Source organism: Streptomyces sp. NPDC051218 (assembly GCF_044455475.1).
Taxonomy (GTDB): domain Bacteria; phylum Actinomycetota; class Actinomycetes; order Streptomycetales; family Streptomycetaceae; genus Streptomyces.
Genome location: NZ_JBITEU010000004.1, coordinates 290544 through 313243 on the forward strand (window position 1 = coordinate 290544; position 22700 = coordinate 313243).

The 22700-nt window shown below is 70.0% G+C and carries 17 protein-coding genes; 8 read left to right on the forward strand and 9 right to left on the reverse strand.

Translation table 11 applies throughout. The features are described 5' to 3' along the window. Positions 1-30: 30 nt before the first annotated feature. The 4 genes from ACIBCK_RS14845 to ACIBCK_RS14860 all read right to left on the reverse strand — a co-directional run bounded on the left by ACIBCK_RS14845 (position 31) and on the right by ACIBCK_RS14860 (position 4557). Positions 31-1158, reverse strand: coding sequence for an LLM class flavin-dependent oxidoreductase (locus ACIBCK_RS14845; protein ID WP_399390181.1), 1128 nt, complete (start codon positions 1156-1158; stop codon positions 31-33). Between the two features lie 139 nt (positions 1159-1297). Beyond that, positions 1298-2083, reverse strand: a complete 786-nt coding sequence (locus ACIBCK_RS14850; RefSeq protein WP_367042961.1) for a glucose 1-dehydrogenase — start codon at positions 2081-2083, stop codon at positions 1298-1300. 32 nt (positions 2084-2115) lie between these two features. Further along, positions 2116-3075 carry an LLM class F420-dependent oxidoreductase gene (locus tag ACIBCK_RS14855; protein ID WP_399390184.1) on the reverse strand — a complete coding sequence of 320 codons (960 nt, stop codon included), beginning with the start codon at positions 3073-3075 and terminating at the stop codon, positions 2116-2118. Between the two features lie 237 nt (positions 3076-3312). Next, positions 3313-4557: an amidohydrolase family protein gene (locus tag ACIBCK_RS14860; RefSeq protein ID WP_399390186.1), complete on the reverse strand. Its 1245-nt coding sequence runs from the start codon at positions 4555-4557 to the stop codon at positions 3313-3315. 298 nt (positions 4558-4855) lie between these two features. On the opposite strand from ACIBCK_RS14860, the gene ACIBCK_RS14865 reads away from it, so the two are divergent. The 4 genes from ACIBCK_RS14865 to ACIBCK_RS14880 all read left to right on the forward strand — a co-directional run bounded on the left by ACIBCK_RS14865 (position 4856) and on the right by ACIBCK_RS14880 (position 9800). Continuing rightward, on the forward strand, positions 4856-7804 hold the full coding sequence (locus ACIBCK_RS14865) for an AfsR/SARP family transcriptional regulator (protein ID WP_399390188.1): 2949 nt from the start codon (positions 4856-4858) through the stop codon (positions 7802-7804). A gap of 204 nt (positions 7805-8008) precedes the next feature. After that, on the forward strand, positions 8009-8191 hold the full coding sequence (locus tag ACIBCK_RS14870) for a sigma-like protein (protein ID WP_399390190.1): 183 nt from the start codon (positions 8009-8011) through the stop codon (positions 8189-8191). Positions 8192-8479: 288 nt separating this feature from the next. After that, positions 8480-9100: a DJ-1/PfpI family protein gene (locus tag ACIBCK_RS14875; protein ID WP_399390192.1), complete on the forward strand. Its 621-nt coding sequence runs from the start codon at positions 8480-8482 to the stop codon at positions 9098-9100. A gap of 82 nt (positions 9101-9182) precedes the next feature. Then, the gene (locus ACIBCK_RS14880) at positions 9183-9800 is read left to right on the forward strand and encodes a hypothetical protein (RefSeq protein ID WP_399390194.1); all 618 of its coding nucleotides are present in this window, start codon (positions 9183-9185) and stop codon (positions 9798-9800) included. 31 nt (positions 9801-9831) lie between these two features. Here the strand turns inward: ACIBCK_RS14880 and ACIBCK_RS14885 are convergent, their stop codons facing one another. The 3 genes from ACIBCK_RS14885 to ACIBCK_RS14895 all read right to left on the reverse strand — a co-directional run bounded on the left by ACIBCK_RS14885 (position 9832) and on the right by ACIBCK_RS14895 (position 15143). After that, positions 9832-10860: an alpha/beta fold hydrolase gene (locus tag ACIBCK_RS14885; protein ID WP_399390196.1), complete on the reverse strand. Its 1029-nt coding sequence runs from the start codon at positions 10858-10860 to the stop codon at positions 9832-9834. A gap of 123 nt (positions 10861-10983) precedes the next feature. Then, positions 10984-14529 (reverse strand): DNA polymerase III subunit alpha, encoded by a 3546-nt coding sequence (gene dnaE, locus ACIBCK_RS14890; RefSeq protein ID WP_399390198.1) that lies wholly within the window; start codon positions 14527-14529, stop codon positions 10984-10986. Positions 14530-14543: 14 nt separating this feature from the next. Continuing rightward, a complete protein-coding gene (locus tag ACIBCK_RS14895; RefSeq protein WP_399390200.1) occupies positions 14544-15143 on the reverse strand; it encodes a TetR/AcrR family transcriptional regulator in 600 nt (199 codons plus the stop codon). 171 nt (positions 15144-15314) lie between these two features. Between ACIBCK_RS14895 and ACIBCK_RS14900 the strand changes: the two genes are divergently transcribed. Next, positions 15315-15692: a VOC family protein gene (locus tag ACIBCK_RS14900; protein WP_399390202.1), complete on the forward strand. Its 378-nt coding sequence runs from the start codon at positions 15315-15317 to the stop codon at positions 15690-15692. Positions 15693-15721: 29 nt separating this feature from the next. Here ACIBCK_RS14900 and ACIBCK_RS14905 read toward each other — a convergent pair whose 3' ends face one another. After that, complete coding sequence (locus ACIBCK_RS14905) at positions 15722-17326, reverse strand: FadD3 family acyl-CoA ligase (RefSeq protein ID WP_399390204.1); 1605 nt, start codon at positions 17324-17326, stop codon at positions 15722-15724. A 126-nt stretch (positions 17327-17452) separates the two neighbouring features. On the opposite strand from ACIBCK_RS14905, the gene ACIBCK_RS14910 reads away from it, so the two are divergent. Genes ACIBCK_RS14910 through ACIBCK_RS14920 form a run of 3 tightly spaced genes read left to right on the forward strand, consistent with a single transcriptional unit; the run spans position 17453 to position 19893 of the window. Then, positions 17453-18604, forward strand: coding sequence for a lipid-transfer protein (locus ACIBCK_RS14910; protein ID WP_399390206.1), 1152 nt, complete (start codon positions 17453-17455; stop codon positions 18602-18604). A gap of 60 nt (positions 18605-18664) precedes the next feature. Further along, the gene (locus tag ACIBCK_RS14915; protein WP_399390208.1) at positions 18665-19126 is read left to right on the forward strand and encodes a Zn-ribbon domain-containing OB-fold protein; all 462 of its coding nucleotides are present in this window, start codon (positions 18665-18667) and stop codon (positions 19124-19126) included. Next, positions 19123-19893, forward strand: a complete 771-nt coding sequence (locus tag ACIBCK_RS14920) for an enoyl-CoA hydratase/isomerase family protein (protein WP_399390210.1) — start codon at positions 19123-19125, stop codon at positions 19891-19893. Before ACIBCK_RS14915 ends, ACIBCK_RS14920 begins: the two co-directional genes overlap by 4 nt. Positions 19894-20212: 319 nt before the next feature. Here the strand turns inward: ACIBCK_RS14920 and ACIBCK_RS14925 are convergent, their stop codons facing one another. Then, positions 20213-22570 carry a PQQ-binding-like beta-propeller repeat protein gene (locus ACIBCK_RS14925; protein ID WP_399390212.1) on the reverse strand — a complete coding sequence of 786 codons (2358 nt, stop codon included), beginning with the start codon at positions 22568-22570 and terminating at the stop codon, positions 20213-20215. Positions 22571-22700: the final 130 nt, after the last annotated feature.

The following is a 22700-nucleotide window of genomic DNA, read 5'->3' on the forward strand; positions in this document are numbered from 1 at the left end:
AAGGGAAGGCCGGGGCAGCTGAGGGGGGGTTCAGGAAGCCCCCGCCTGACGGAAGCGCGACGTCCGATGCACAGGATCCGTATCGATCTTCGGAATCACATGCTCACCGATCAACTTGATCGTGTTCTTCGTGTCCTCGGGCGAGATCCCGATCGGCAGCCCGAAGCTGAGCTGATCCGCCCCCGCCTGCTCCCACCGCTTGCACTGCGTGAGCACCTCGTCCGGGTCGCCGCAGATCATCAGCTCCTCGGCGATGAGCAGCTCGATGATCTCCTCGGTGTACTCGGGGAGCAGCTCGGGCCACTCGGGAATGCCCTCGGGGCGGGGGAAGGTGTCGTGGTACCGGAACAACAGCGACTGCAGGTAGTTGAGCCCGCCGCTGACGGCGGTCTCGACGGCCTTCTTGTGCGTCTCGGCGCAGATCGCCGTCGAGGTCACCATGACGTTGTCGTTGACGAAGTCACCGACCGGCTGGGCGTCCTTCACGGCCGTCTTGTACGACTCCAGGACCCATTCCATGTCGGAGACCTTCTGCACGCTGAAGCCAAGCACCCCGAGCCCCTTCTTCCCTGCCATCGCGTACGAGGGCGGGGACCCGGCGGCGTACCACATCGCCGGGTGCGACTTCCCGTACGGCTTGGGCAGGACCTTGCGGGGCGGCAGCGACCAGTGTTTGCCCTGGAAGCCGACGTACTCGTCCTGGAGCCACATCTTGGGGAACTCGGCGATGGTCTCTTCCCAGAGTTCCTTGGTGTGGTTCATGTCGGTGATGCCCGGCATGAAGCCCAATATCTCGTGCGACCCGGCGCCGCGCCCCGACCCGAACTCGAAGCGGCCCTCCGAGAGATGGTCGAGCATGGCGACCTTCTCGGCGACCTTGACCGGGTGGTTCACCGGGGCGAGCGGGTTGAAGATCCCGGAACCCAGGTGGATGCGGTCGGTGGCGTGGGCGAGATAGCCGAGGAAGACGTCGTTGGCGGAGAGGTGTGAGTACTCCTCCAGGAAGTGGTGCTCGGACGCCCAGGCGTACTTGAAGCCGGACTTGTCCGCCTGGATGACGTACTCGGTCTCCTCGATGAGCGCCTTGTGCTCCGCTTCGGGGTCGACCTTGGCCCGCTCGGCGGGCACGTATCCCTGTACAAAGAGACCGAATTCCAAGGAGGTTCACCATCCTCGTGCGTATCTGCGAGTTTCTGACGAACCGTCAGATTGTGATGCGTCGACTGTTCCACCGGCCGCGATGACCGTCAATACCCGCGGGCGGCCTGACTGACGTGGCGTCAGACATGGCCTGCGTTCAGACGATGCTGACCCCCGCGAGCCACCCGCCGTCGATGACGAACGGCTGCCCGGTGATGTACGCCGAGTCGCCCCCGGTCAGGAAGAGCGCCAGCGCGGCCACCTCGTCGGGCCTGCCGATCCGCCCGAGCGGCACGAGCTTCTTGTAGAGCTCGGCGACGGCTTCGCGCGCCTCGGTGGGGTCGGCGGTCGGGTCGAGCTGCGCCGGGTTGGTCATCGGGGTGTCGACGGCTCCGGGACAGACGGCGTTGACGCGGATGTTCTGCGCGGCGAGCTCCAGCGCGGCGACACGGGTGAGCCCGAGGATGGCGTGCTTGGTCGCGGCGTACGCGCCGACGTACGCCATGCCCGTCATCGCCGTGTACGAGGCGGTGTTCACGATGGTCCCGCCGCCGGCCGCCCCGATCTCGGGCGCGACGTTGCGGATGCCGAGGAAGCAGCCGATCTGGTTGACCCGGATGATCTGCTCGAACTCTTCGAGCGGGGTGCTGACGAGCTCGTTGAAGCGCAGGATCCCGGCGTTGTTGACGAGCCCGTCGATCTTCCCGAAGGCGTCCTTGGCGGCACCGACCGCCGTGGCCCAGTCGGCCTCCTGACCGACGTCGAGGTGCACGTACTTGGCCACGTCGCCGCCGAGTTCCTTGGCGAGGGCCTCGCCCTGGTCGTCGAGGACGTCGCCGATGACGACCTTGGCACCCTCGGCGGCGAAGAGCCGCGCCTCCTGCTCGCCCTGCCCGCGCGCCGCACCGGTGACGATGACGACGCGTCCGTCCAGCTTGCCCATGCCTGTCTCCTTGAATGAGCCCGGTGGAGCTGTCAGTTGAGGTGCGGAGCGACTTCGGCGGCGAACGCCGCCATCTGGTCGGTGAGTTCGGTGCGCCCGCGCGAGCGGAACCGCACCTGGATCTGCTGGACGCCCATCGCGCCGTACGCCCGCAGCGACTCGGCGAGAGCGTCCGGCTTCCCGCTGAGCGTGCGCCGCCCGACGGACCAGGAGGGCTCCCCCACGTACAGCGGCTCGGCGATGGCGCCCACGACGACCGGCTCCGCGATCCCCGCCTCCTCCCTCAGCCGCTTGAGCCGGGCGATCTGCGCGGGCAGTTTGTCGCGCGGGTCGCCCTGCGGCAGCCACCCGTCACCGCGTACGGCGGCCCTGCGGACGGCGGCGGGCGACGAGCCGCCGACCCAGATGGGCACGCGGGGCTGCACGGGCCGCGGCTGCTGGCCGAGCCCGCTGAAGTCGTAGGTCTCACCGTGGTGTTCGGGGTACTCCTCGGGGCCGAGCGAGGCCTTCAGCGCGTCGATGGTCTCGTCGAGCACGGGCCCGCGCCGCTCGAAGTCGGCGCCCACCGCGTCGAACTCCTCCTGCACATGACCTGCTCCGACCCCCAGGATCAGCCGCCCGCCGCTGAGCCGGTCGAGGGTGGCGTACTGCTTGGCGGTGACGAGTGGATGCCGGAGCCCGACGACGGCGACGTGGCTCATCAGCCGTACGTTCTCGGTGATCCCGGCGAGGAAGGAGAGGGTGGCCACCGGGTCGTACCAGACGGTGCTCATGGTGTCGGCGAGCCGCCGGGGTATGGCCACGTGGTCGCAGCCCGCGAGGTACGCGAAGCCGCTCCGGTCGGCGGTACGGGCGATCTCGGCGAGGTCGTCGGCGGTGGCCTCCGCCTCCCACGCCTCGGCGTAGATGACGCTCTGGGACTGGATCGGGAGCTGCATCCCGTAGACCAGTCGCCCTTGCGGGAAGATGTGCGCCGGCGCGTTGGCAGCCATGGGAATCCAGCCCCTCACCTTGATCTGACGGTACGTCATATACGGCGACGGCACTCATCGTCGTAGCTGACGCATCGTCAGGCAAGGGGTACGAGACGACTCACTCCTCCGAAGGAGGGCGGGCGACCGCCCGGCCGGGCAAGCCGGGACGGCCGGGCAAGCCGGGCAGGCCGGCACGGGAAGCCCACCGCCTCACGGACTCCCCGTTCCCGACCTCGCCCCCGCCCCCGCTCTCCGCTACGCCCCGGGCCCCGCCCACAGCCCGTCGCTCGTGAGCCCGAGCAGATCGATCGCGTTGCCGCGCACGATCCGGTCGACCACGTCCGGCGCGAGGTGGCCCATCTGCGACTCCCCCACCTCACGGGACTTGGGCCAGGTCGAGTCGGAGTGCGGATAGTCCGTCTCGTACAGCACGTTCCCCACCCCGATCGCGTCGAGGTTCTTCAGCCCGAAGGCGTCATCGAAGAAGCACCCGTAGACATGCTCGGTGAAGAGCTCGGACGGCGGCCGGTGCACCTTGTCGGCGACCCCGCCCCAGCCGCGGTTCTCCTCCCACACCACGTCCGCGCGCTCCAGGATGTACGGGATCCACCCGATCTGCCCCTCCGCGTACATGATCCTGAGGTTCGGGAAGCGCTCGAACTTGCCGCTCATCAGCCAGTCGACCATCGAGAAGCAGCAGTTGGCGAAGGTGATCGTGGAGCCCACGGCGGGCGGCGCGTCCGCGGACGTGCTCGGCATCTTGCTGCTCGACCCGATGTGCATGGCGATGACGGTGCCGGTCTCGTCGCAGGCCCGCAGGAAGGGGTCCCACTCGTCCGTGTGGATGGAGGGCAGGCCCAGGTGGGGCGGGATCTCGGAGAAGGCGACGGCGCGCACGCCGCGGGCGGCGTTGCGGCGGACCTCGGCGGCGGCCAGCTCGGCGTCCCAGAGCGGGATGAGGGTGAGCGGTATGAGGCGGCCCTGCGCTTCGGGCCCGCACCACTCGTCCACCATCCAGTCGTTGTACGCGCGCACGCCGAGCAGGCCGAGTTCGCGGTCCTTGGCCTCGGTGAACGTCTGCCCGCAGAAGCGGGGGAAGGTCGGGAAGCAGAGGGCGGACTGGACGTGGTTGACGTCCATGTCGGCCAGCCGGTCCGGCACGCTGAAGGACCCCGGCCGCATCTGCTCGTAGGTGATGACTTCGAGCTTGATCTCGTCCCTGTCGTATCCGACGGAGGTGTCGAGGCGGGTCAGGGGCCGGTGCAGGTCCTCGTAGATCCACCAGTCACCGATGGGCCCGTCGTCCCCCTGGGCCCCCATCACCGGGGCGAACTTCCCGCCCAGGAAGCTCATTGACTTCAAGGGGGCCCGGACGATGCGCGGCCCGCGGTCCTGGTACTTCGACGGGAGCCGGTCGCGCCAGACGTGGGCGGGCTCAACGGTGTGGTCGTCCACCGAGATGATCCTCGGGAACGTCGGCGGGGTCTCAGTGGTCTCCATGCGCTCCACGGTAGCGTCGATCTGACGACCCGTCAGCTCCCTGTCCGCTACTTGTCGGCCATCCGTCCGGCACGCACCGGCCGTTGGCGCGCCGATCATTACCGGCCCCGAGTGCGTGGACCCTGTGAGAGCCGTCTCGCACAGCTGACGCATCCGGCGTCAACAAGGCAAACTGGCGGGGAGCAAGAGCCGAGTGGAGAACGGAACCAGGCAAAGGGTGACAATCGCGGGCAGGGCAGACCCGCGCGCACGACCAGGCACGGTGACGGCCGGGCACGGAAGGGCAGCAGGGGGAGCGATGGACGGTGTACCGCGAGTACCGGACCAACGGCGTCCGGCCCCGGGGAACGCCCCCGAGGGACTGAGACCGCACTTCAGCGTGCTCGGTCCCGTACGCGCATGGCACGGCGCCGAGCAGCTGTCCATGGGCTCTCCGCAACAGCGCGCCCTGCTCGCGGCACTCCTGCTGCGGGACGGCCGCACGGCCACGTCACACGAACTGATCGACGCGCTCTGGGGTGAGGAACCGCCCTCACAGGCGCTGGCCGCCGTCCGTACGTACGCGTCACGGCTGCGCAAGGTGCTCCCCGCCGGGGTCCTGGTCAGCGAGTCGGGTGGGTACGCGGTCGTGGTGGCCGACGGCTCGCTCGACCTGGCGCTCGCGGAAGACCTGTCGACGGAGGCCGAGAAGGCACGCTCCGTGGGCGACCTCTGCCAGGCCCGCTCCCTGCTGAACAAGGCGCTGAGCCTCTGGGACGGCGAGCCCCTGGCCAACGTCCCGGGCCCGTACGCGGAAACGGAACGCACCCGCCTGGAGGAGTGGCGCCTGCAACTCCTGGAATCCCGCCTGGACATGGACCTGGAGGTCGGCTGCCACGCGGAGGCGGTCTCGGAACTGACGGCACTGACCGCGGCGCACCCGTTGCGTGAACGCCTGCGCGAGCTCCTGATGCTGGCGCTGTACCGCAGCGGGCGCCAGGCCGAGGCCCTCGCGGTGTACGCGGACACGCGCCGCCTCCTCGACGACGAACTGGGCGTGGACCCGCGCCCGGGTCTGAAGGAACTCCAGCAGCGCATACTCCAGGCGGACCCGGCCCTCGCGGAACCCTCGGCGGCGGCTCCGGAACCGGCTGCGGCGGCGGTGCGCCCGGCTCAACTCCCCGCCACAGTCCCCGACTTCACCGGCCGCGCATCCTTCGTGTCCGAACTGAGCGACATCCTCTCGGCGGCGGAGGGCCGGGTGATGGCCGTCTCGGCGCTCGCGGGCATCGGCGGCGTGGGCAAGACGACCCTCGCGGTCCACGTGGCCCACGTGGCGCGGACGTACTTCCCCGACGGGCAGCTGTACGTGGACCTTCAGGGAGCGGGCGCGAGGGCGGCCGAGCCGGAGACGGTCCTCGGCGCATTCCTGCGGGCCCTGGGAACAGCGGACTCCGCCATCCCGGACTCCCTGGAGGAGCGGGCGGCGCTCTACAGGTCGGTGCTCGACGGCCGCAGAGTGCTCGTGGTCCTGGACAACGCGCGGGACGCGGCGCAGGTACGCCCCCTGCTGCCCGGCATGGAGGGCTGCGCGGCCCTGGTGACGAGCCGGATCCGGATGGTGGACCTGGCGGGCGCGCACTTGGTGGACCTGGACGTGATGAGTCCGGAGGAGGCACTACTCCTCTTCACACGGATCGTGGGCGAGGAACGAGTCCAGTCCGAGCGGAAGGCGGCGCTGGACGTGGTGGCGGCGTGCGGTTTCCTGCCGCTGGCGATCCGCATCGCGGCGTCGCGCCTCGCGGCCCGCCGCACGTGGACGGTCTCGACGCTGGCCGCGAAGCTCGCGGACGAGCGACGCCGACTGGACGAGCTCCAGGCGGGCGACCTTGCCGTGAAGGCCACCTTCGAACTGGGCTACGGCCAACTGGAGCCGGCGCAGGCAAGGGCGTTCCGCCTCCTGGGCCTTGCGGACGGCCCGGACCTCTCCCTCGCAGCGGCGGCCGCGGTCCTGGACCTGCCGGTGGAGGAGACGGAGGACTTGCTGGAGTCCCTGGTCGACACGTCCCTGGTGGAATCAGCAGCGCCGGGCCGCTACCGCTACCACGACCTGGTCCGCCTCTACGCGCGTGCGTGCGCGGAACGGGAACTACCGCCGGGCGAGCGGGAATCCGCTACTTCGCGGTTGCTGGACTTCTACTTGGCGACGGCGGCTCGGGTGTACGCGATAGAGCGGCCCGGCGACCGGACGGTGGACCACCTCGAAGTGACCGACCACCTGGGCCAGGACTTCAGCGACGACGCGAAGGCCCTGGACTGGCTGCACTCGGAGGCGGCCTGCATTCTGGCCTGCGTCCAGCAGTCACTGGAGCCGAGAACGCTGCGCCGGGCGGTCGACCTGCTGCTGGCCTCCAAGGACTTGGCGGAGTCGGGTGCGAGCGCCCTCCGCTACGAGCTGGCCACATCGGCTGCGCGCGATGCCGCGGCGGCGGTGGGGGACGCTCATGCGGAGGGGCGGGCTCGGGTCACGCTCGCGCAGGTGCTGAGCAAGGTGGGGCACTTCGACAAGGCGTCGGCGGAGCTGGAGCGGGCCGCGCGCCTCGGCGAACTCTCCAAGGATCCGTGGACGTGCGGGAACGCACCGAATGAGCAGGGCATCACGGCGTACTGCGTGAACCACCACGCCGCCAGCGAGACCTACTTGCTCAAGGCGATCGACGAGTTCCGGTCCGACGCCAACCGCGCCGGTGAGGCGAGCGCCCTGTGCAACCTGTCCCGCGTACTGGTCTCGATGAATCGCACGTCCAAGGCGATCGACCTCGCTCGGCAAGGGATGGCGATCTACGACGATCTGGGCCTCACCTTCCGTCTCGCCAACGCCAAGTGCGCCCTCGCGATCGCTCTGAACCACGTGGGCCGTCACTCGGAGGCTCTGGACCAGCTGACCGACGCACTGCAGATGTTCGTGGAGAACCGCCAGCGCCTGTGGGAAGGGACGACGCATTTCCGCATAGCCCAGGTCCACCTCGCGGCCGCCCAGTCGGCGCAGGCCGCGCAGCACGCGGAGCAGGCACTCAGCATCGGCTGCGTCGGCGGCGAATGGATGCGTGCCAATGTTCTGACTCTCCTCGGAAGGTCGCTCGACAACCTCGGCCAACTCGACCGTGCACGCGCCTGCTGGCGGGAGGCCCTGGCGATCCACGAAGACTCAGGAGCGCCGGAGGCCGACGAGGTGCGGAGGCTGCTGGCCCCGGTCGCAGCAGCCTGACGCGGCGACCGAGGCGTTCATCGAACGTTTATGGGCTGCTGCCACTCTCTAGGCATCGACCCGTCGCGTCGGGGGGCAGGCGGATCGGAATGGGCCCCACCGTAAAGTGATCGGCCCTGAAGCGCCCGTTCGGCGACCCTCGGGGGAGTTGCCGAGCGGGCGCTTCGACTCAGCACACCGTCAATCCCATAGGAGTTCTCGACTATGAGCGACGTCATCAGGAACGAAGACATCATCACGATGGGCGACGGGCACATCCCCGCGCCGCCGAAGGACGGCACAGCCACCACGCAGGGCGACGGGCACATACCCGCCCCGCCGGCGAAGGACGGCACAGCCACGACGCAGGGCGACGGACACATCCCGGCCCCGCCGGCGAAGGACTAAGACTTACATCCTGACGGGGGGTCGACCGCGGTGGCGCGGAGGGGGAGCCACCGCGGTCGACGCATGTCCGGGGTCGCCGGGCGTGGCCTCCGGTCCGCCGGGTCTGCCGGGCCCGCCCCCTCTCTGGGGACAACCCGGTGGCAGGAAAGGTGGGCTGATCGTCAGGGCGGACACATTGCGGACATCGGAGCGCGACACAAGACTCGAACCCGCGGGCCGCACGCCCTCCCGCACCTACCGCCTCTGATGTCGTCTCCGATGTCGCCTCCGGGAAGGGACCCCGACCCCATGCAGATCGCGATCCTCCTCTACGACAAGTTCACCGTCCTCGACGCGATAGGCCCCTTCCAGACCCTCGCCGGGCTGCCCGGCGCCGAAGTCGTCCTCGTCGCCGAAGAGGCCGGGCCCGTGCTCGATGACACCCGCGCGCTCTCCCTCGTCGCCACCAAGTCCCTCGCCGAGGTGAGCAGCCCGGACATCGTCGTCGTACCGGGAAGTCCGGAGCCCGCACTCGATAACGAGGCCATCCTCGGCTGGCTCCGCGCCGTCGACGCCGCCACCACCTGGACCACCTCCGTCTGCACCGGGTCGCTCATCCTCGCCGCCGCCGGTCTCCTCAAGGGCCGCCGGGCGACGTCGCATTGGCTCGCGCTCGAGCAGATCAAGCAATTCGGGGTCGAGTCGACCGGGCAGCGCGTCGTCTTCGACGGGAAGTACGTCACCGGCGCGGGCGTCTCCGCCGGGATCGACATGGGCCTCACGCTCGCCGGGAAGATCGCGGGCGACGAGCACGCGCAGACCGTGCAGCTCCTCATCGAGTACGACCCCCAGCCGCCGTACGACGCCGGCTCCCCGGAGAAGGCGCCCGCCGCCCTGGTGGAGAAGTTCCGATCGCAGCCCGTGTCGTAGCGGATCGGGTCCGGTAGGACCGTGTCCTAGCCGTGTCCCTGCCGGGCCGCGTCCGTCACGCCTCCGTGGCAGAGTCACCCACATGGTCCGCATGGTCTTCACGGTCACCTCAACTCGGCGGCGACGCCTCGGTGTCGCCGCCTCCGCACTCCTCGCAGGCGCCGCTCTCGTATCCGGCTGCGGCGAGCAGCACCACAGCAGCGGAGGCACTCGGAGCACCCCCGCCACCTCCCCGAGTCCCTCCTCCCCCGCCCCCTCCCCGTACGTCGAACCCGGCGTCGTCGACGGCGCGCCCCACAACGGTGACAACAACGCCTACCGGCGCCCCCGCGACATGTCCCCGGCGGACGAGGAGGCGGCCCAGGCCGAGGCCGCCCGTATGGAGCCCGTCCTCAAGCGGCTCCACGAGGACAAGAAGTGGGACCCGGAAAGTGTGAAGGCCGCGCTCACCGGCAAGCTCGGGTACGAGATCCGCCGGACCACGTCCGGAGGCAAGCTGCTCGGCGGTGAGCTCGACGTGCAGGAGATGCGCTCGCGTTACGAGAACGACGAGTACGTCACGCCCGAAGGCGCGTCGATCGGCCTCTACGTGGGCGACCACGCCTGCGTCACCGCCTTCGTGCAACCGACCAACTACGGCGTGCAGACCAACGGCCCCTTCCCGGAGACCGGCTGCATGGAGCCGCCCACCGGCCACTGACGTCAGTCATGGCACGGCCAAGTCAGGCCGCTCATGCCCCGTCGTCGTCATGGACCGACCTCAGCCAGTCCACCAGGATGCGGTTCACCTCGTACGCCCGTTCCTGCTGCACCCAGTGCCCGCAGCCCTCCAGGATGTGCGAGGAGACCAGGCCGGGCAGGGTCTTCGGGTACGCCTTGATCGCGTCGGCCATCCAGGTCGTCGACGCGTCCTGGTCGCCGCCGATGAAGAGCGAGGGCTGGACGATGGGGGCTCCGTCCCACGCGGCCAGGTCCTCCCAGTCGCGGTCGACGTTGCGGTAGCGGTTCAGCGCGCCCGTCAGGCCCGTGCGCTCGAACTCGGCCGCGTAGACGTCCAGGTCGTCCTCCGTCAGCCACGAGGGGAGCCGCCCTGCCTCTCCCGTCACGAAGCGGTCGGACATCTTTCCGCCCCGGCGTACGAAGTGCAGGCTCCCGGCATCGGGTGACGGCATCGTGTCGGCCGAAAGGCCCGCGTAGAACCCCGCGAGCCAGCCCCGCACATCCGGCTCGATCTCCGCCTCCGCCCGCCCCCGCTCCTGGAAGTAGCTGACGTAGAACTCCTCGTCCTCACCGCCGATCCGACTACCGATCCGAGCGAAGGCGTCCGTCGGCCGGAACCCGTTCCTCGGCGCGTACGGGACGCTCAGCAGACCCACCGCCGTGAACACGTCCGGCCTGAGCAGCGCCGAGTTCGCCGCGATCGTCGAACCCCAGTCGTGCCCCACGATCGTCGCCGTCCCCGCACCCGCGCCCGCGCCAGCCCCCAGCGCACGTACCACTCCGACGTTGTCGGCGACATGCGCCAGCATCCCGTACGCGTCCACCTCCCACGGCTTCGACGAGCGCCCGTAGCCGCGCACGTCGATCGCCACCGCCCGGAAGCCCGCCTCGGCGAGCACCGGGAGCTGGTGGCGCCAGGAGTACCAGGACTCGGGGAAGCCGTGCACGAGAAGGACGAGCGGGCCGGTTCCCTGCTCCACCAGGTGGATCCGGCCGCCGGGGACGTCCACGAGTCGGTGGTGCTGCGCGGGGTGCGGCATGGATCCTCCCGGATCAGATCAATACGTACGTCGGAGGACGCACGACGTTCGGACCTTTGACGTCATGATCCTGGGCCCACCCCTCCCCCGCCCGCGAGAAACTTTGCCGGGTCGGCAAATGGCTCAGCCGCGCGCCACCACGACCGCCACCGCCGCCTTGAGGTCCGCCCAGAACTCCGGGCTGACCGCGACCCGGAACCCGAGGCGGTACACCCTCGTCCTCTCCCTCCCCCGCACCCTCAGCCGGACCTCCGTGGGGCCCGGGTGCGAGCGGAGGATCTCCTTCAGCCGGCCGATCGTCCGTGGGGTCACCTGCGGCTCGTGCATGTCGAGGACGACCGGCGCGTCCACGGCCGCCTGCGAGAGGTCCGGTACCGAGAGCTCCATCCCCACCAGACGCGGGACGTCTTCCCGTTTGTCGAGTCGACCCTTCACGAACACCACGGTGTCCTCCACCAGTTGGGCGGACAGCAGCTGATACGTCGCCGGGAAGAACATGCACTCCAGCGAGCCCGCCAGATCCTCCACCGTGGCGACCGCCCACGCGTTGCCCTGCTTGGTCACCTTGCGCTGCAGCCCCGAGATGATGCCCCCGATGGTCACCACCGCGCCGTCCGCGTGCTCGCCGCCGGTCAGGCTCGCGATCGCCGCGTCGGCCCTGGCGGACAGGACGTGCTCGATGCCGAACAGGGGATGATCGGAGACGTAAAGGCCGAGCATCTCCCGTTCCTGGGCGAGGAGATACGTCTTCTCCCACTCGTCGGACGCGAACTCCACGTCAGCCCCGACGCCCAGCACGGCCCCCTCACCCTCACTCTCACCCCCGACCTCACCCCCGAAGAGGTCGAACTGGCCCTCCGCCTCCCTCCTCTTCACCTGCACGGCGTTGTCGATCAACGGCTCGTAGCACGCTGCCAGGCCCTTGCGCGTGTGCCCCATCTCGTCAAAGGCGCCCGCCTTGATGAGGGACTCGGTGGTCCGCTTGTTGCACGCGGGCGCGTCCACCTTCTTCAGGTAGTCGGGGAAGGACTCGTACTTACCCTTCGCATCACGGCATTTGACGATCGCTTCGACCACATTCGTTCCGACGTTCCGCACCGCCGTGAGCCCGAAGAGAATGACGTCGTCGCCGCGCGCCGCGAAGTTCGCCACCGACGCGTTGACATTCGGCGGCAGGACCCTGATCCCCATGCGGCGGCACTCGTTCAGATAGACCGCCGACTTGTCCTTGTCGTCACGGACGGAGGTCAGCACCGCGGCCATGTACTCCGCCGGATGGTTCGCCTTCAGGTACGCCGTCCAGTACGAGACCAGCGCGTACGCCGCGGCGTGCGCCTTGTTGAACGCGTAACCCGCGAAGGGGACCAGGACGTCCCAGACCGCCTGCACGGCTTCGTCGCTGTATCCGCGCTCCCTGCATCCGTCCCGGAACGGCACGAACTCCTTGTCCAGGACCTCCTTTTTCTTCTTCCCCATCGCGCGGCGCAGTAGATCAGCCTGTCCCAGCGTGTAGCCCGCGAGTACCTGGGCCGCCTTCTGTACCTGCTCCTGGTAGACGACCAACCCGTACGTGAGGCCGAGCACGTCACGCAGCGGCTCCTCCACCTCCGGGTGAATGGGGGTGATCTCCTGCTGGGCGTTCTTCCGCAGCGCGTAATTCGTGTGCGTATTCATGCCCATCGGGCCGGGGCGATAGAGCGCGGTGACGGCCGTGATGTCCTCGAACTCGTCCGGTTTCATCAGCCGCATCAGCGAACGCATCGGGCCACCGTCGAACTGGAAAACGCCCAAGGTGTCGCCGCACCCGAAGAGTTCGAAGGTGCGGCGATCCGCGAGCGGAATGGAGAGCAGGTCGAGGTCGATGCCCTTGTTCGCCGCTACCATCTTGACGGCGTCGTCCATGATGGTGAGGTTTCGCAGGCCCAGGAAGTCCATTTTGAGCAGGCCGAGCGACTCGCACTGGGGGTAGTCCCACTGCGTGATCGTCACGCCGTCCGTGTGCCGCACCCACACCGGCACATGATCGGTGATCGTCTCGCTGGACATGATGACGCCGGCGGCGTGCACTCCCATCTGCCGGACCAGGCCCTCCACACCCTTCGCGGTGTCGATGACCTTCTTCACGTCGGGCTCGTTCTCGTACATCCCCCGGATCTCGCCCGCCTCGCCGTAGCGCGGGTGCGCGGGATCCGTGATGCCCGCGAGCTCAATTCCCTTTCCACCCGCGTCCGGTGGCATCGCCTTCGTCAGACGGTCGCCCATCGCGTACGGATATCCGAGCACGCGCGCGGAGTCCTTGATGGCGTTCTTCGCCTTGATCTTTCCGTACGTACCGATCATGGCGACCTTGTCGGCGCCGTACTTCTCGGTCACGTACCGGATCACCTCGACGCGCCTGCGCTCGTCGAAGTCGATGTCGACGTCCGGCATCGAAACCCGCTCGGGGTTGAGGAAACGCTCGAAGATCAGGCCGTGCGTGATGGGGTCCAGGTCGGTGATGCCCATCGCGTACGAGACGAGAGAACCGGCCGCCGAACCGCGCCCCGGGCCGACCGCGATGCCGTTGTTCTTGGCCCACATGATGAAGTCGGCGACCACGAGGAAGTACCCCGGGAAGCCCATCTGGATGATGATGTCCATCTCGTACTCGGCCTGCCGCGCGTAATCCTCGCCCACTCCCGCGGGGAATCGCCGCCGCATTCCCGCGGCGACTTCCTCCCGGAACCAGCTGATCTCCGTATAGCCGTCCGGAACGGCGAACCTCGGCATCAGGTCGCGCTTCTCGAACATCCCGGTGGTTTCGATCTGCTCGGCCACCAGGAGCGTATTCCGACAGCCCTCCTGCCAGGCGTCCGAGGAGTCGATGGCGTACATCTCGTCCGCCGACTTCAGGTAATAGCCGGTCCCGTCGAAGCGGAAACGGTCCGGGTCCGACAGATTCTTGCCCGTCTGAATGCAGAGCAGGGCGTCATGGGCGACGGACTCATGGGCGTACGTGTAGTGCGAGTCGTTAGTCACCAGGGGCGGGATTCCCAGCTCCTTGCCGATCTCCAAAAGGCCGTCGCGGACCCGGCGTTCGATCTCGATGCCGTGGTCCATCAGTTCCAGGAAATAGCGGTCCTTGCCGAAGATGTCCTGGTACTCACCCGCTGCCTTGCGGGCCTCCTCGTACTGGCCGAGGCGCAGGCGGGTCTGGAGTTCCCCGGAGGGGCAACCGGTGGAGGCGATGAGACCCTCCGACCACCGGGAGATCGTCTCCTTGTCCATACGCGGCCACTTCTGCAGCCAGCCCTCGGCATACGCGTCCGATGACAGCCGGAAGAGGTTGTGCAGACCGGTGCTGTTCGCCGCCCAGATCGTCTTGTGCGTGTAACCACCCGAACCCGACACGTCGTCGCGCTTCTGGTGCGGCTGACCCCACTTGACCTTCCGCTTGTCGCGGCGGGACCCGGGGGCGACGTACGCCTCGATGCCGATGACGGGCGTCACGCCCGCGTCCTGGGCCTGGTGGAAGAAGTCGTACGCCCCGTGCAGATTGCCGTGGTCGGACATGGCGACGTGCGTCATGCCCATCTCGTTGCAGGCGTCGAACATGTCCTTGAGCCGCGCGGCGCCGTCGAGGAGCGAGTACTGCGTGTGGACGTGCAGGTGGGTGAAGGGCTTCGGCACTTCCACTCCGGTGTTCAGTCGGCGGCGGCGCTCGGGGAGGACTCGGCATCCTCTTCGAGCCGTCGGGCGATGACGCGCAGGCCCGCGGCCACGTCGTGCGCCGACGGGGCGTGGTCCGGGTCGATCAGCCACTGCTGGGTCAGGCCCGCGACGAGGGCCATGTGCACCGAGCCGACCGCGCGGGCCGTGTCCGGGTCGTCGGTGGCGTCGATGCCGTGCAGGTGGGCGGCCATGTCGGGGCGTGCGCGCTCGTACGCGGCTGCGATCTGCTCGCGGATCTCGGGGGCGCGCTCGGCCTGGGCGAAGGCTTCCGTACTCGCGACCAGCATGGGCCGGTCCGTGGCCGCGGAGCCGATGATCCGGGCCCACATCCGCTCCAGGGGCTCGGGGGCCCGCGCATCCGGCGGCACGGCCACGATCGCCGTGCCCCACTCCATGAGGGTCTCAAGGAGTGCGGCGTTGAGCAGGGCCTCCTTGGAGCCGTAGTGGTAGTTGATCGTCCCCACGGGGGCGTTGTTCGCGGCGGCGGCGATGTCGCGCGAGGTCGTCCGTGCGTACCCCCGCTCCTGAAGGCATCGCTTGGCGCCGACCATCAGCTGTTCCCGGTGTCCCATGGGTCCACCGTACAGCAGACTTGAACGTCCGTTCAGAACGCTCGTTCAGGACGTGCGTTCAAGACCCACGACGACCAGCACCACCCCCAGCAGGCAACGACCAGCACCGCCCCCCGGCAGGCACTGAAATTCGTTGGACAGCCGACGCGCCCCTCGCCGATAGTGCGGCGCATGGCCTCTCTCGTGCGCCACCTCACCTTTGACTGTTCCGACGCCTACCGACAGGGCATCTTCTGGGCCGAAGTACTCGGCGGGAAGATCGCCGACGACGACTTTCCGGGGGACCCGGAAGCCCTGGTCACCGCCGACGGCATCGCCGTGCTGTTCGTGACCGTGCCCGACACCAAGACCGTCAAGAACCGCCTGCATGTGGACCTCCAGCCGCAGGACCGCACCCGCGACGAAGAGGTCGAGCGGCTCCTCGCGCTCGGCGCCAAGGTCGTGGGCGACCACCGGCGGCCCGACGGGCGCGGCTGGGTGACCCTCAGCGACCTGGAGGGCAACGAATTCTGCGTCGAGCGCAGTGCGGCCGAGCGCAGTGCCGCCTAGCGGAGTGCAGCCGACCAGGGACAGGGCAACTAGGGGCGGCGACAGCGCAGTTCGTGCTTGACGACCTTGCCGCTCGCGTTCCTCGGCAGCTCCGTCACGAACTCGATCTCCCTGGGGACCTTGTAGTTCGCCATCTCGCGGCGTGACCAGGCGATCAGGTCGTCCGCCGTGAGGACCGCTCCCGCGCGCCGGACCACGTACGCCTTGCCGACCTCGCCGAGGCGCGGGTCCGGTACGCCGATCACCGCCACGTCCGCCACTTGTGGGTGCACGCCGATGAGTTGCTCTATCTCCGCGGGGTAGGCGTTGAACCCGCCGACGATGAACATGTCCTTGATGCGGTCCGTGATGCGGAGGTTCCCGTCCTCGTCGAGGACCCCGACATCGCCCGTCCGCAGCCAGCCGTCCTGCGTGAGCGTCTTCTTCGTCTCCGCCGGGTCCTCGAAGTAGCCCTGCATGACGTTGTGTCCGCGCACCAGGACCTCGCCGGGGTGGCCCGGGGCGAGCTCGTCGCCGCCGGGGCTCACCACCCGTACCTCGGTGTCCGGGATCGCCCGGCCCGAGGTGGAGGCGATGACCTGGGCCGCGTCTCCCTGGCGGCACATCGTGACGATGCCGCTCGCCTCGGAGAGGCCGTACGCCGTCAGGACCGTGGCGATGTGCAGCTCGGCGCGCAGCCGCTCGACCAGTTGCAGCGGGACCACCGCCGCGCCCGTCACCACCAGGCGCAGGGCCGACAGGTCGTGCTGGTCGCGGGCGGGGTGGTCGAGGAGGGACTGGTGGAGGGTGGGCGGGCCGGGGAGCACCGAGATCCGTTCCGCCGCCACGTTCGCGAGGACCGTGTCCACGTTGAAGACCGGCTGCGGGATCATCGTCGCGCCGCGCATCAGGCAGGCGATGATCCCCGCCTTGTAGCCGAAGGTGTGGAAGAAAGGGTTGACGATGAGGTAGCGGTCACCTTCCCGCAGGCCCGCGAGCTCGCTCCAGATGCCGTAGCAGCGCAGACTCTGGGCGTGGGTGATGACCGCGCCCTTGGGGCGGCCGGTCGTGCCCGAGGTGTAGACGATGTCCGAGGGGGACGAACCGTCGACGCTCGCCGCCCTGGCCCGCACCGCCTCACCGCTCACCCCGTCACCGCCGGCCACGAACTCCTTCCAGGTGCGGAAGTCCTCCGGGGCGTCGTCGGCGAGGACGACCACCTGCTCCAGACGCGGGAGTCCCGGCAGCGGCCCCTCCCCCTGCCCCTCCGCCGCGGCACGCCGCAGCGAGGCGACGTACGACGTGCCGAGGAACGTGCCCGTCACGAAGAGCAGCTTCGCGCGGCTGCGTTGCAGTACGTAGGCCGCCTCGGCGCCCTTGAAGCGGGTGTTGAGGGGGACGAGGACCGCGCCCGCCGAGACCGCGCCGAGCGCGGAGACGATCCAGTCCAAGGTGTTCGGCGCCCAGACGGCCACCCGGTCACCGGAGTTGACCCCGCTCGCCATGCACGCGGCGGTGGCTCGCTCCACGCGTCGGCCCAGCTCCGCGTACGAGATGCGGGTGCGGCCCTCGACGACCGCTTCCCGGTCCCCGTACCGCTCGACTGCCGCCCGGACCAGTCCCGGGATGCTGCCCCACTCCAGGTCGCCGCGCATCGCAAGCCCCTCCGCCGCAGTAGCTGACTATCCGTCAGATTAGCTGTAACCTGACGCGCTGTCAGCAGTCGGGACGACGTATGGCGAAGCCCTGGGGCCTCGCCACTCGCGGAGGTGTCGTTGCCCATGGCTTCACTCAAGGACGCTACAGCGATAGTCGGGATCGGGCAGACCGCGTTCGCGAAACAACTGCCCGAGGACGAGAAGACGTTGGCCTGCCGGGCGATCGTCGCCGCGCTCGACGACGCGGGCATCGCCCCCTCCGAGGTCGACGCCTTCGCCTCGTACACGATGGAGGAGACGGACGAGGTCGAGGTCGCCAAGGCCATCGGCGCGGGCGACGTGACCTTCTTCAGCAAGGTCGGCTACGGGGGCGGCGGTTCCTGCGCGACCATCGCCCACCTCGCGGCCGCCGTCGCCACCGGCCAGGCGAGTGTGGGCATCGCCTGGCGCTCCCGCAAGCGCGGCAGCGGGCCGCGCCCCTGGAAGAACACGGCGGTCCAACTCCCCACCCCCGGCCAGTGGACACGCCCCTTCGGCCTGCTCCGCCCGGCGGACGAGATCGGGATGCTGGCGCGCCGCTACATGCACGAGTACGGGGCGACCCGCGACCACCTCTTCAACGTCGCTCTCGCGTGCAGGAACCGGGCGAACCAGAACCCCGCCGCGATGATGTACGAACGCCCGCTCACCCGCGAGATGTACATGTCGTCACGCTGGATCAGCGAGCCACTGTGCCTCTTCGACAACTGCCTGGAGACGGACGGCGCGCTGGCGTGCGTGATCGTGTCGGCCGAGCGGGCGCGGGACTGCCGCCAGAAGCCCGTGTACGTCCACTCCGTCGCCCAGGGGCTGCCGGCCCAGCACCACGGGATGGTCAACTACTGGAACGACGACCCGCTGACGGGCCCCGCGTGGACGGCAGCCCGCCACCTCTGGAAGCAGGCGGACTTCGCACCCGAGGACGTGGACGTGGCCCAGATCTACGACGCCTTCACCCCCCTGATCCCGCTGTCCCTGGAGGGCTACGGCTTCTGCGGCCGCGGCGAGGGCGGCGCGTTCACGGAGGGCGGCGCGCTGGAGAGCGGCGGCCGGCTGCCGATCAACACCGGGGGTGGCGGCCTGAGCGAGGCGTACGTCCATGGCTTCAACCTCATCAACGAGGGCGTGAAGCAGCTACGGGGCACGAGCACGGCGCAGGTGCCGAACGCGGCTACTTGCCTGGTGACGGCGGGCGAAGGTGTGCCCACGTCGGCGGTACTGCTGCGGGCCCCGTAAGGGGCGCGGGGAACTGCGCGAGCAACCACGACGGTCCCGCACCCGAAAGAGGACAACCACATGGCAGACGCGACGACTGAGACCGAGCCCCTCCTGTCCCCCACCATCGATACGGACGGCGCCCCCTTCTGGGAGTACGCCGCCCAGGGCGAACTGAGGATCCAGGCCTGCGCCGACCCCAGCTGTGGCGAGCTCCGGTGGCCGCCCAGGCCCTGCTGCCCGCACTGCCAGTCCTTCGAGAGCGAGTGGCGCCGCATGAGCGGACGCGGCCGCATCTGGTCCTACGTCCGCCCGCACCCACCCCTGCTCCCCGCGTACGGGGAACACGCCCCGTACAACGCGATCATCGTCGAGCTGGCCGAGGCCCCCCGCATCCGCCTGGTCGGCAACCTCGTCGCCGCCCCGGACGCCCCGCTGAACTCCGTCGACCCCGAGCGCCTGCGTATCGGAGCGAAGGTGCAGGTCGCGTTCACCGACGTGAACGGGATCGCGATGCCCCGCTGGCTCCTGGAGCGGCCGTGAGCCTGCGTACGGCGATCGACAAGGACACGGGCGTAGCGGTCGTCACCCTCGACCGCCCGGCCCGGCACAACGCCATCGACACCGAGACGGCGGATCAACTCGCCAGCGCCTGGCGGGGGTTCCGCTTCGACGACACCGTGCGGGCGATCGTGCTCACCGGGGCCGGCGAGAAGGCGTTCTGCACGGGCATCGACCGCGACACGGATGTCCCGCAGCCCGGCTCCCCCTACTCGATGGACGATCCGCTGCTCTCCGTCGGCCCCAAGGCCAACGACCTGTGGAAGCCGGTCATCGCCGCCGTCAACGGCATGGCGTGCGGCGGGGCCTTCTATCTTCTGGGCGAGGCGGAGTTCGTCATCGCCGCCGAGCACGCCACGTTCTTCGACCCGCACACCACGTACGGCATGGTCAGCGCGTACGAGGCGATCCTCATGGCGCAGCGCATGCCGCTGGGCGAGGTGGCCAGGATGTCGCTGATGGGTACGGCCGAGCGGGTCTCCGCGCGGAGGGCGTACGAGATCGGCCTGGTCTCCGAACTGGCTCCGGCCGCCGATCTGTTGGCGGCGGCCGGCCGCGCCGCGGAGGTCATCGCCTCGTACCCGACCGAGCCGGTCCAGGGGACGGTACGGGCGCTCTGGGCGGCGAAGGAGGCCGCCCGCACCCAGGCCCTGACCCAGGCCCCCCACCTCATCGCACTCGGCAACCTCCCCCCGGAGCGACAGGCGGGTCTCTTCACGGGGCGCGGCAGCGGCTTCCGTATCAGGTGAGCAGCAACTTCCGGGCCGGGTGAGCGAGGGCGGCTTCCCGGTGCGGGTTCGTCGTGGCTGGTCGCGCAGTTCCCCGCGCCCCTGACGACGCCCGGGGTCCGGGCCGCCGCCTGGCAGGGTTCATCCAGTCGGCGTAGCGTCACGAGTGGACGGCCGCCGTCCGGAGCCCCTTCCAAAGCTGGTACGACGGCCGTCACGAGGCACGTTCTGCGCCCGGTGGGCCCGACGCGGGGTAACCGGGTGGGTGGGCGGGAAAGATCCGCCGCGGGGCGGCGGCGCGGGGCGGACACGACCCGCACCGAGCAGCACCCCAGGTCCGCTAGGACCGAGCCGTGCCCGTCCCCCGCTCCGCGTCCAGCGCGTACACGCAGCGGTCCTTGCTGCACGCGTACACCACGCCATCCCGCACCACCGGCGCCCCGGTGATCTCGCCGCCCGTGGCCAGCTTCCAGCGCAGGCGGCCGTCGTCCGCCTTCAGCGTGTAGAGGAGGTGGTCGGTCGAGCCGAAGTGGATGCGCCGGTCGGCCACGACGGGCGTGCCGACGACCTCGCCGCCGGCCTGGAACCGCCACTTCGGCGTGCCCGTCACCGCGTCAAGCGTGTAGAGCCCCTTGCCGCTGCCCACGTGGACGTGGCCGTCGGCGACCAGGACGGGCTCGATCGACGCCCGGGACTCCGTGGCGATGCGCCACCGGTCGCGGCCGTCCGTGGCGTCGAGGGCGTACACCGTTCCGAGGTAGTCCGCGAGGTACACGCCGCCGCCGGTGACTGCGGGCCCCGGCGCGAACGCGGGCGGACACAGGAACGCGGCGGGCGCCTCGAAGTGCCAGCGGACATGCCCGCCCGCCACGTCGATCGCGAGGACCCGGGAGCCCGCGGACACGTACACGTACCCGTCCTGGGCGGGCGCGAGCCGCACCGGGACGCCGCCGCAGGAGGCCGCGTCGCCGATGGGGTACGACCAGCGCTCGTCGCCGGTGCGGGCCTCCAGGGCGCGCAGGCGCGCGTCCTTCCAGACGTAGACCGTGCCGTCGTGGACGACGGGTCCCGCCTCGGGGGTCTCGAAGTCGGTCTGCGCCCCGGTGATCTCCCAGAGCTTCTGGCCGCTCGCGGCCTCCCAGGCCTGTACGCCGCCGCCGCGCGTCCCCGTGACGACGGTGCCCCGGTCGGCCTGGAGGGAGTACACCCAGGCGTCGGTGTTCAGGCGCCACAGGTCGGTGCCGTCGGAGCCGTCGAGGGCGTAGAGCGTGGGGCCGTCGGAGGCGTGGATACGTCCGTCGGCGACGCCAATGGACCAGGCGACGTCCCGCGTCTTGAAGCTGCGCCGGCCCGTGCCGACGTCCAGGGCGTGGACCTCGAAGGACGTGACGTAGACGAGGTTCCCCGCGACGGCGGGCGTACCCCACACGTCGTTCGACATCCGGAAGCGCCACGGCCGCCACGCGGCCCCCGCGTCCGGCGCGGCGGTGGGGGCGGGCACCACGGGGTCGGCGCCGTTCGCCGCGGCCCTGGACCGCGACCACGAGGCGGCGAGGCCAGTGTCGGCGGGCATCGAGCCGACGGCGGCCCGTGCGTCGGCCACCCGCGGGCCGGGACCGATCGGCACCTTCGCCCCGGCCAGGTGCACGGGACCGGCGTCCGGCACACCCCCGAAGGGCGGCGGCTGCGTCGGCGGTACCGGCGGCGCGTGCTGCGGAGGGGGCGGCGCGACGGCGGGAGCGCCGCCACGGCCGCCGCTCCTGCCGGAGGAGGCGAGCGCGGCCCGCGCGGGCGGACGGCCTCCCCTGCGGGCCTCGATCAGGGCGACGGCCCGCTCCGGCAGCCACGCGGACGCGGTGCCGCTGTCGCCGTCCTCGCTCTCCGAGGCGAAGAGGTGCGGCGCGAGCTGGGCCTGGAGGTCGGCGGGGCTTGGCCGCAGCACCGCCTCCATCTGCATGCACGTCTCGATGAGCGGACGCAGCTCGTCCGGGAGTCCCTCTAGGTCGGGGCCTTCGCGGAGCAGCATGAAGACGGTCTCCACGGGGTTCGCCCCGTGGAAGGGCGCGTGGCCGGTGGCGGCGAAGACGAGCATCGAGCCGAGCGAGAACACGTCGCTGGCGCCAGTGACGCTGCGGGAGTCCTTGGCCTGCTCGGGCGACATGTACGCGGGCGTGCCCACCGCGACGTTCGTCATGGTCAGGCGGGTGTTGGAGACGCCGGACGCGATGCCGAAGTCGATCACGCGCGGGCCGTCCTCCACCACGAGGACGTTCGACGGCTTGAGGTCGCGGTGGACGAGGCCCGCGCCGTGGATGGACTCCAGGGCCTCGGCGACGCCGGCCGCGAGCCAGCGCACGGCCTGGGTGGGCAGCGGACCGTGCTCATTCACTATTTCTTCGAGCGAGGGAGCGGGTACGTAGGCGGTGGCCAGCCACGGCACGGCCGCGCGCGGATCGGCGTCCACGACGGCGGCCGTGTAGAAACCGGACACGGCTCGCGCCGCCTCGACCTCGCGCGTGAAGCGGACGCGGAAAAGCTGGTCCTCGGCGAGCTCGGTCCTGACCGTCTTGATCGCCACGCGCCGCCCTGACGCGGAGCGCGCGAGGTAGACAAGGCCCATGCCACCGGCTCCGAGCCTGCCGAGCACCTCGAACGGGCCGATCCGCCTCGGATCGTGCTGCGTCAGCTGATCCACCACTTGCCCTGCCACCTCCCCGTACGCGGGCGCCGTATGGGCGGCCCCGTGCAGCGTCTCACCACCGAGCCGCTACGGCGGCACGCACCCTGATTCTTCCTGTCCGGGGCGGTGGTTGCGAACCCGGGGCGGG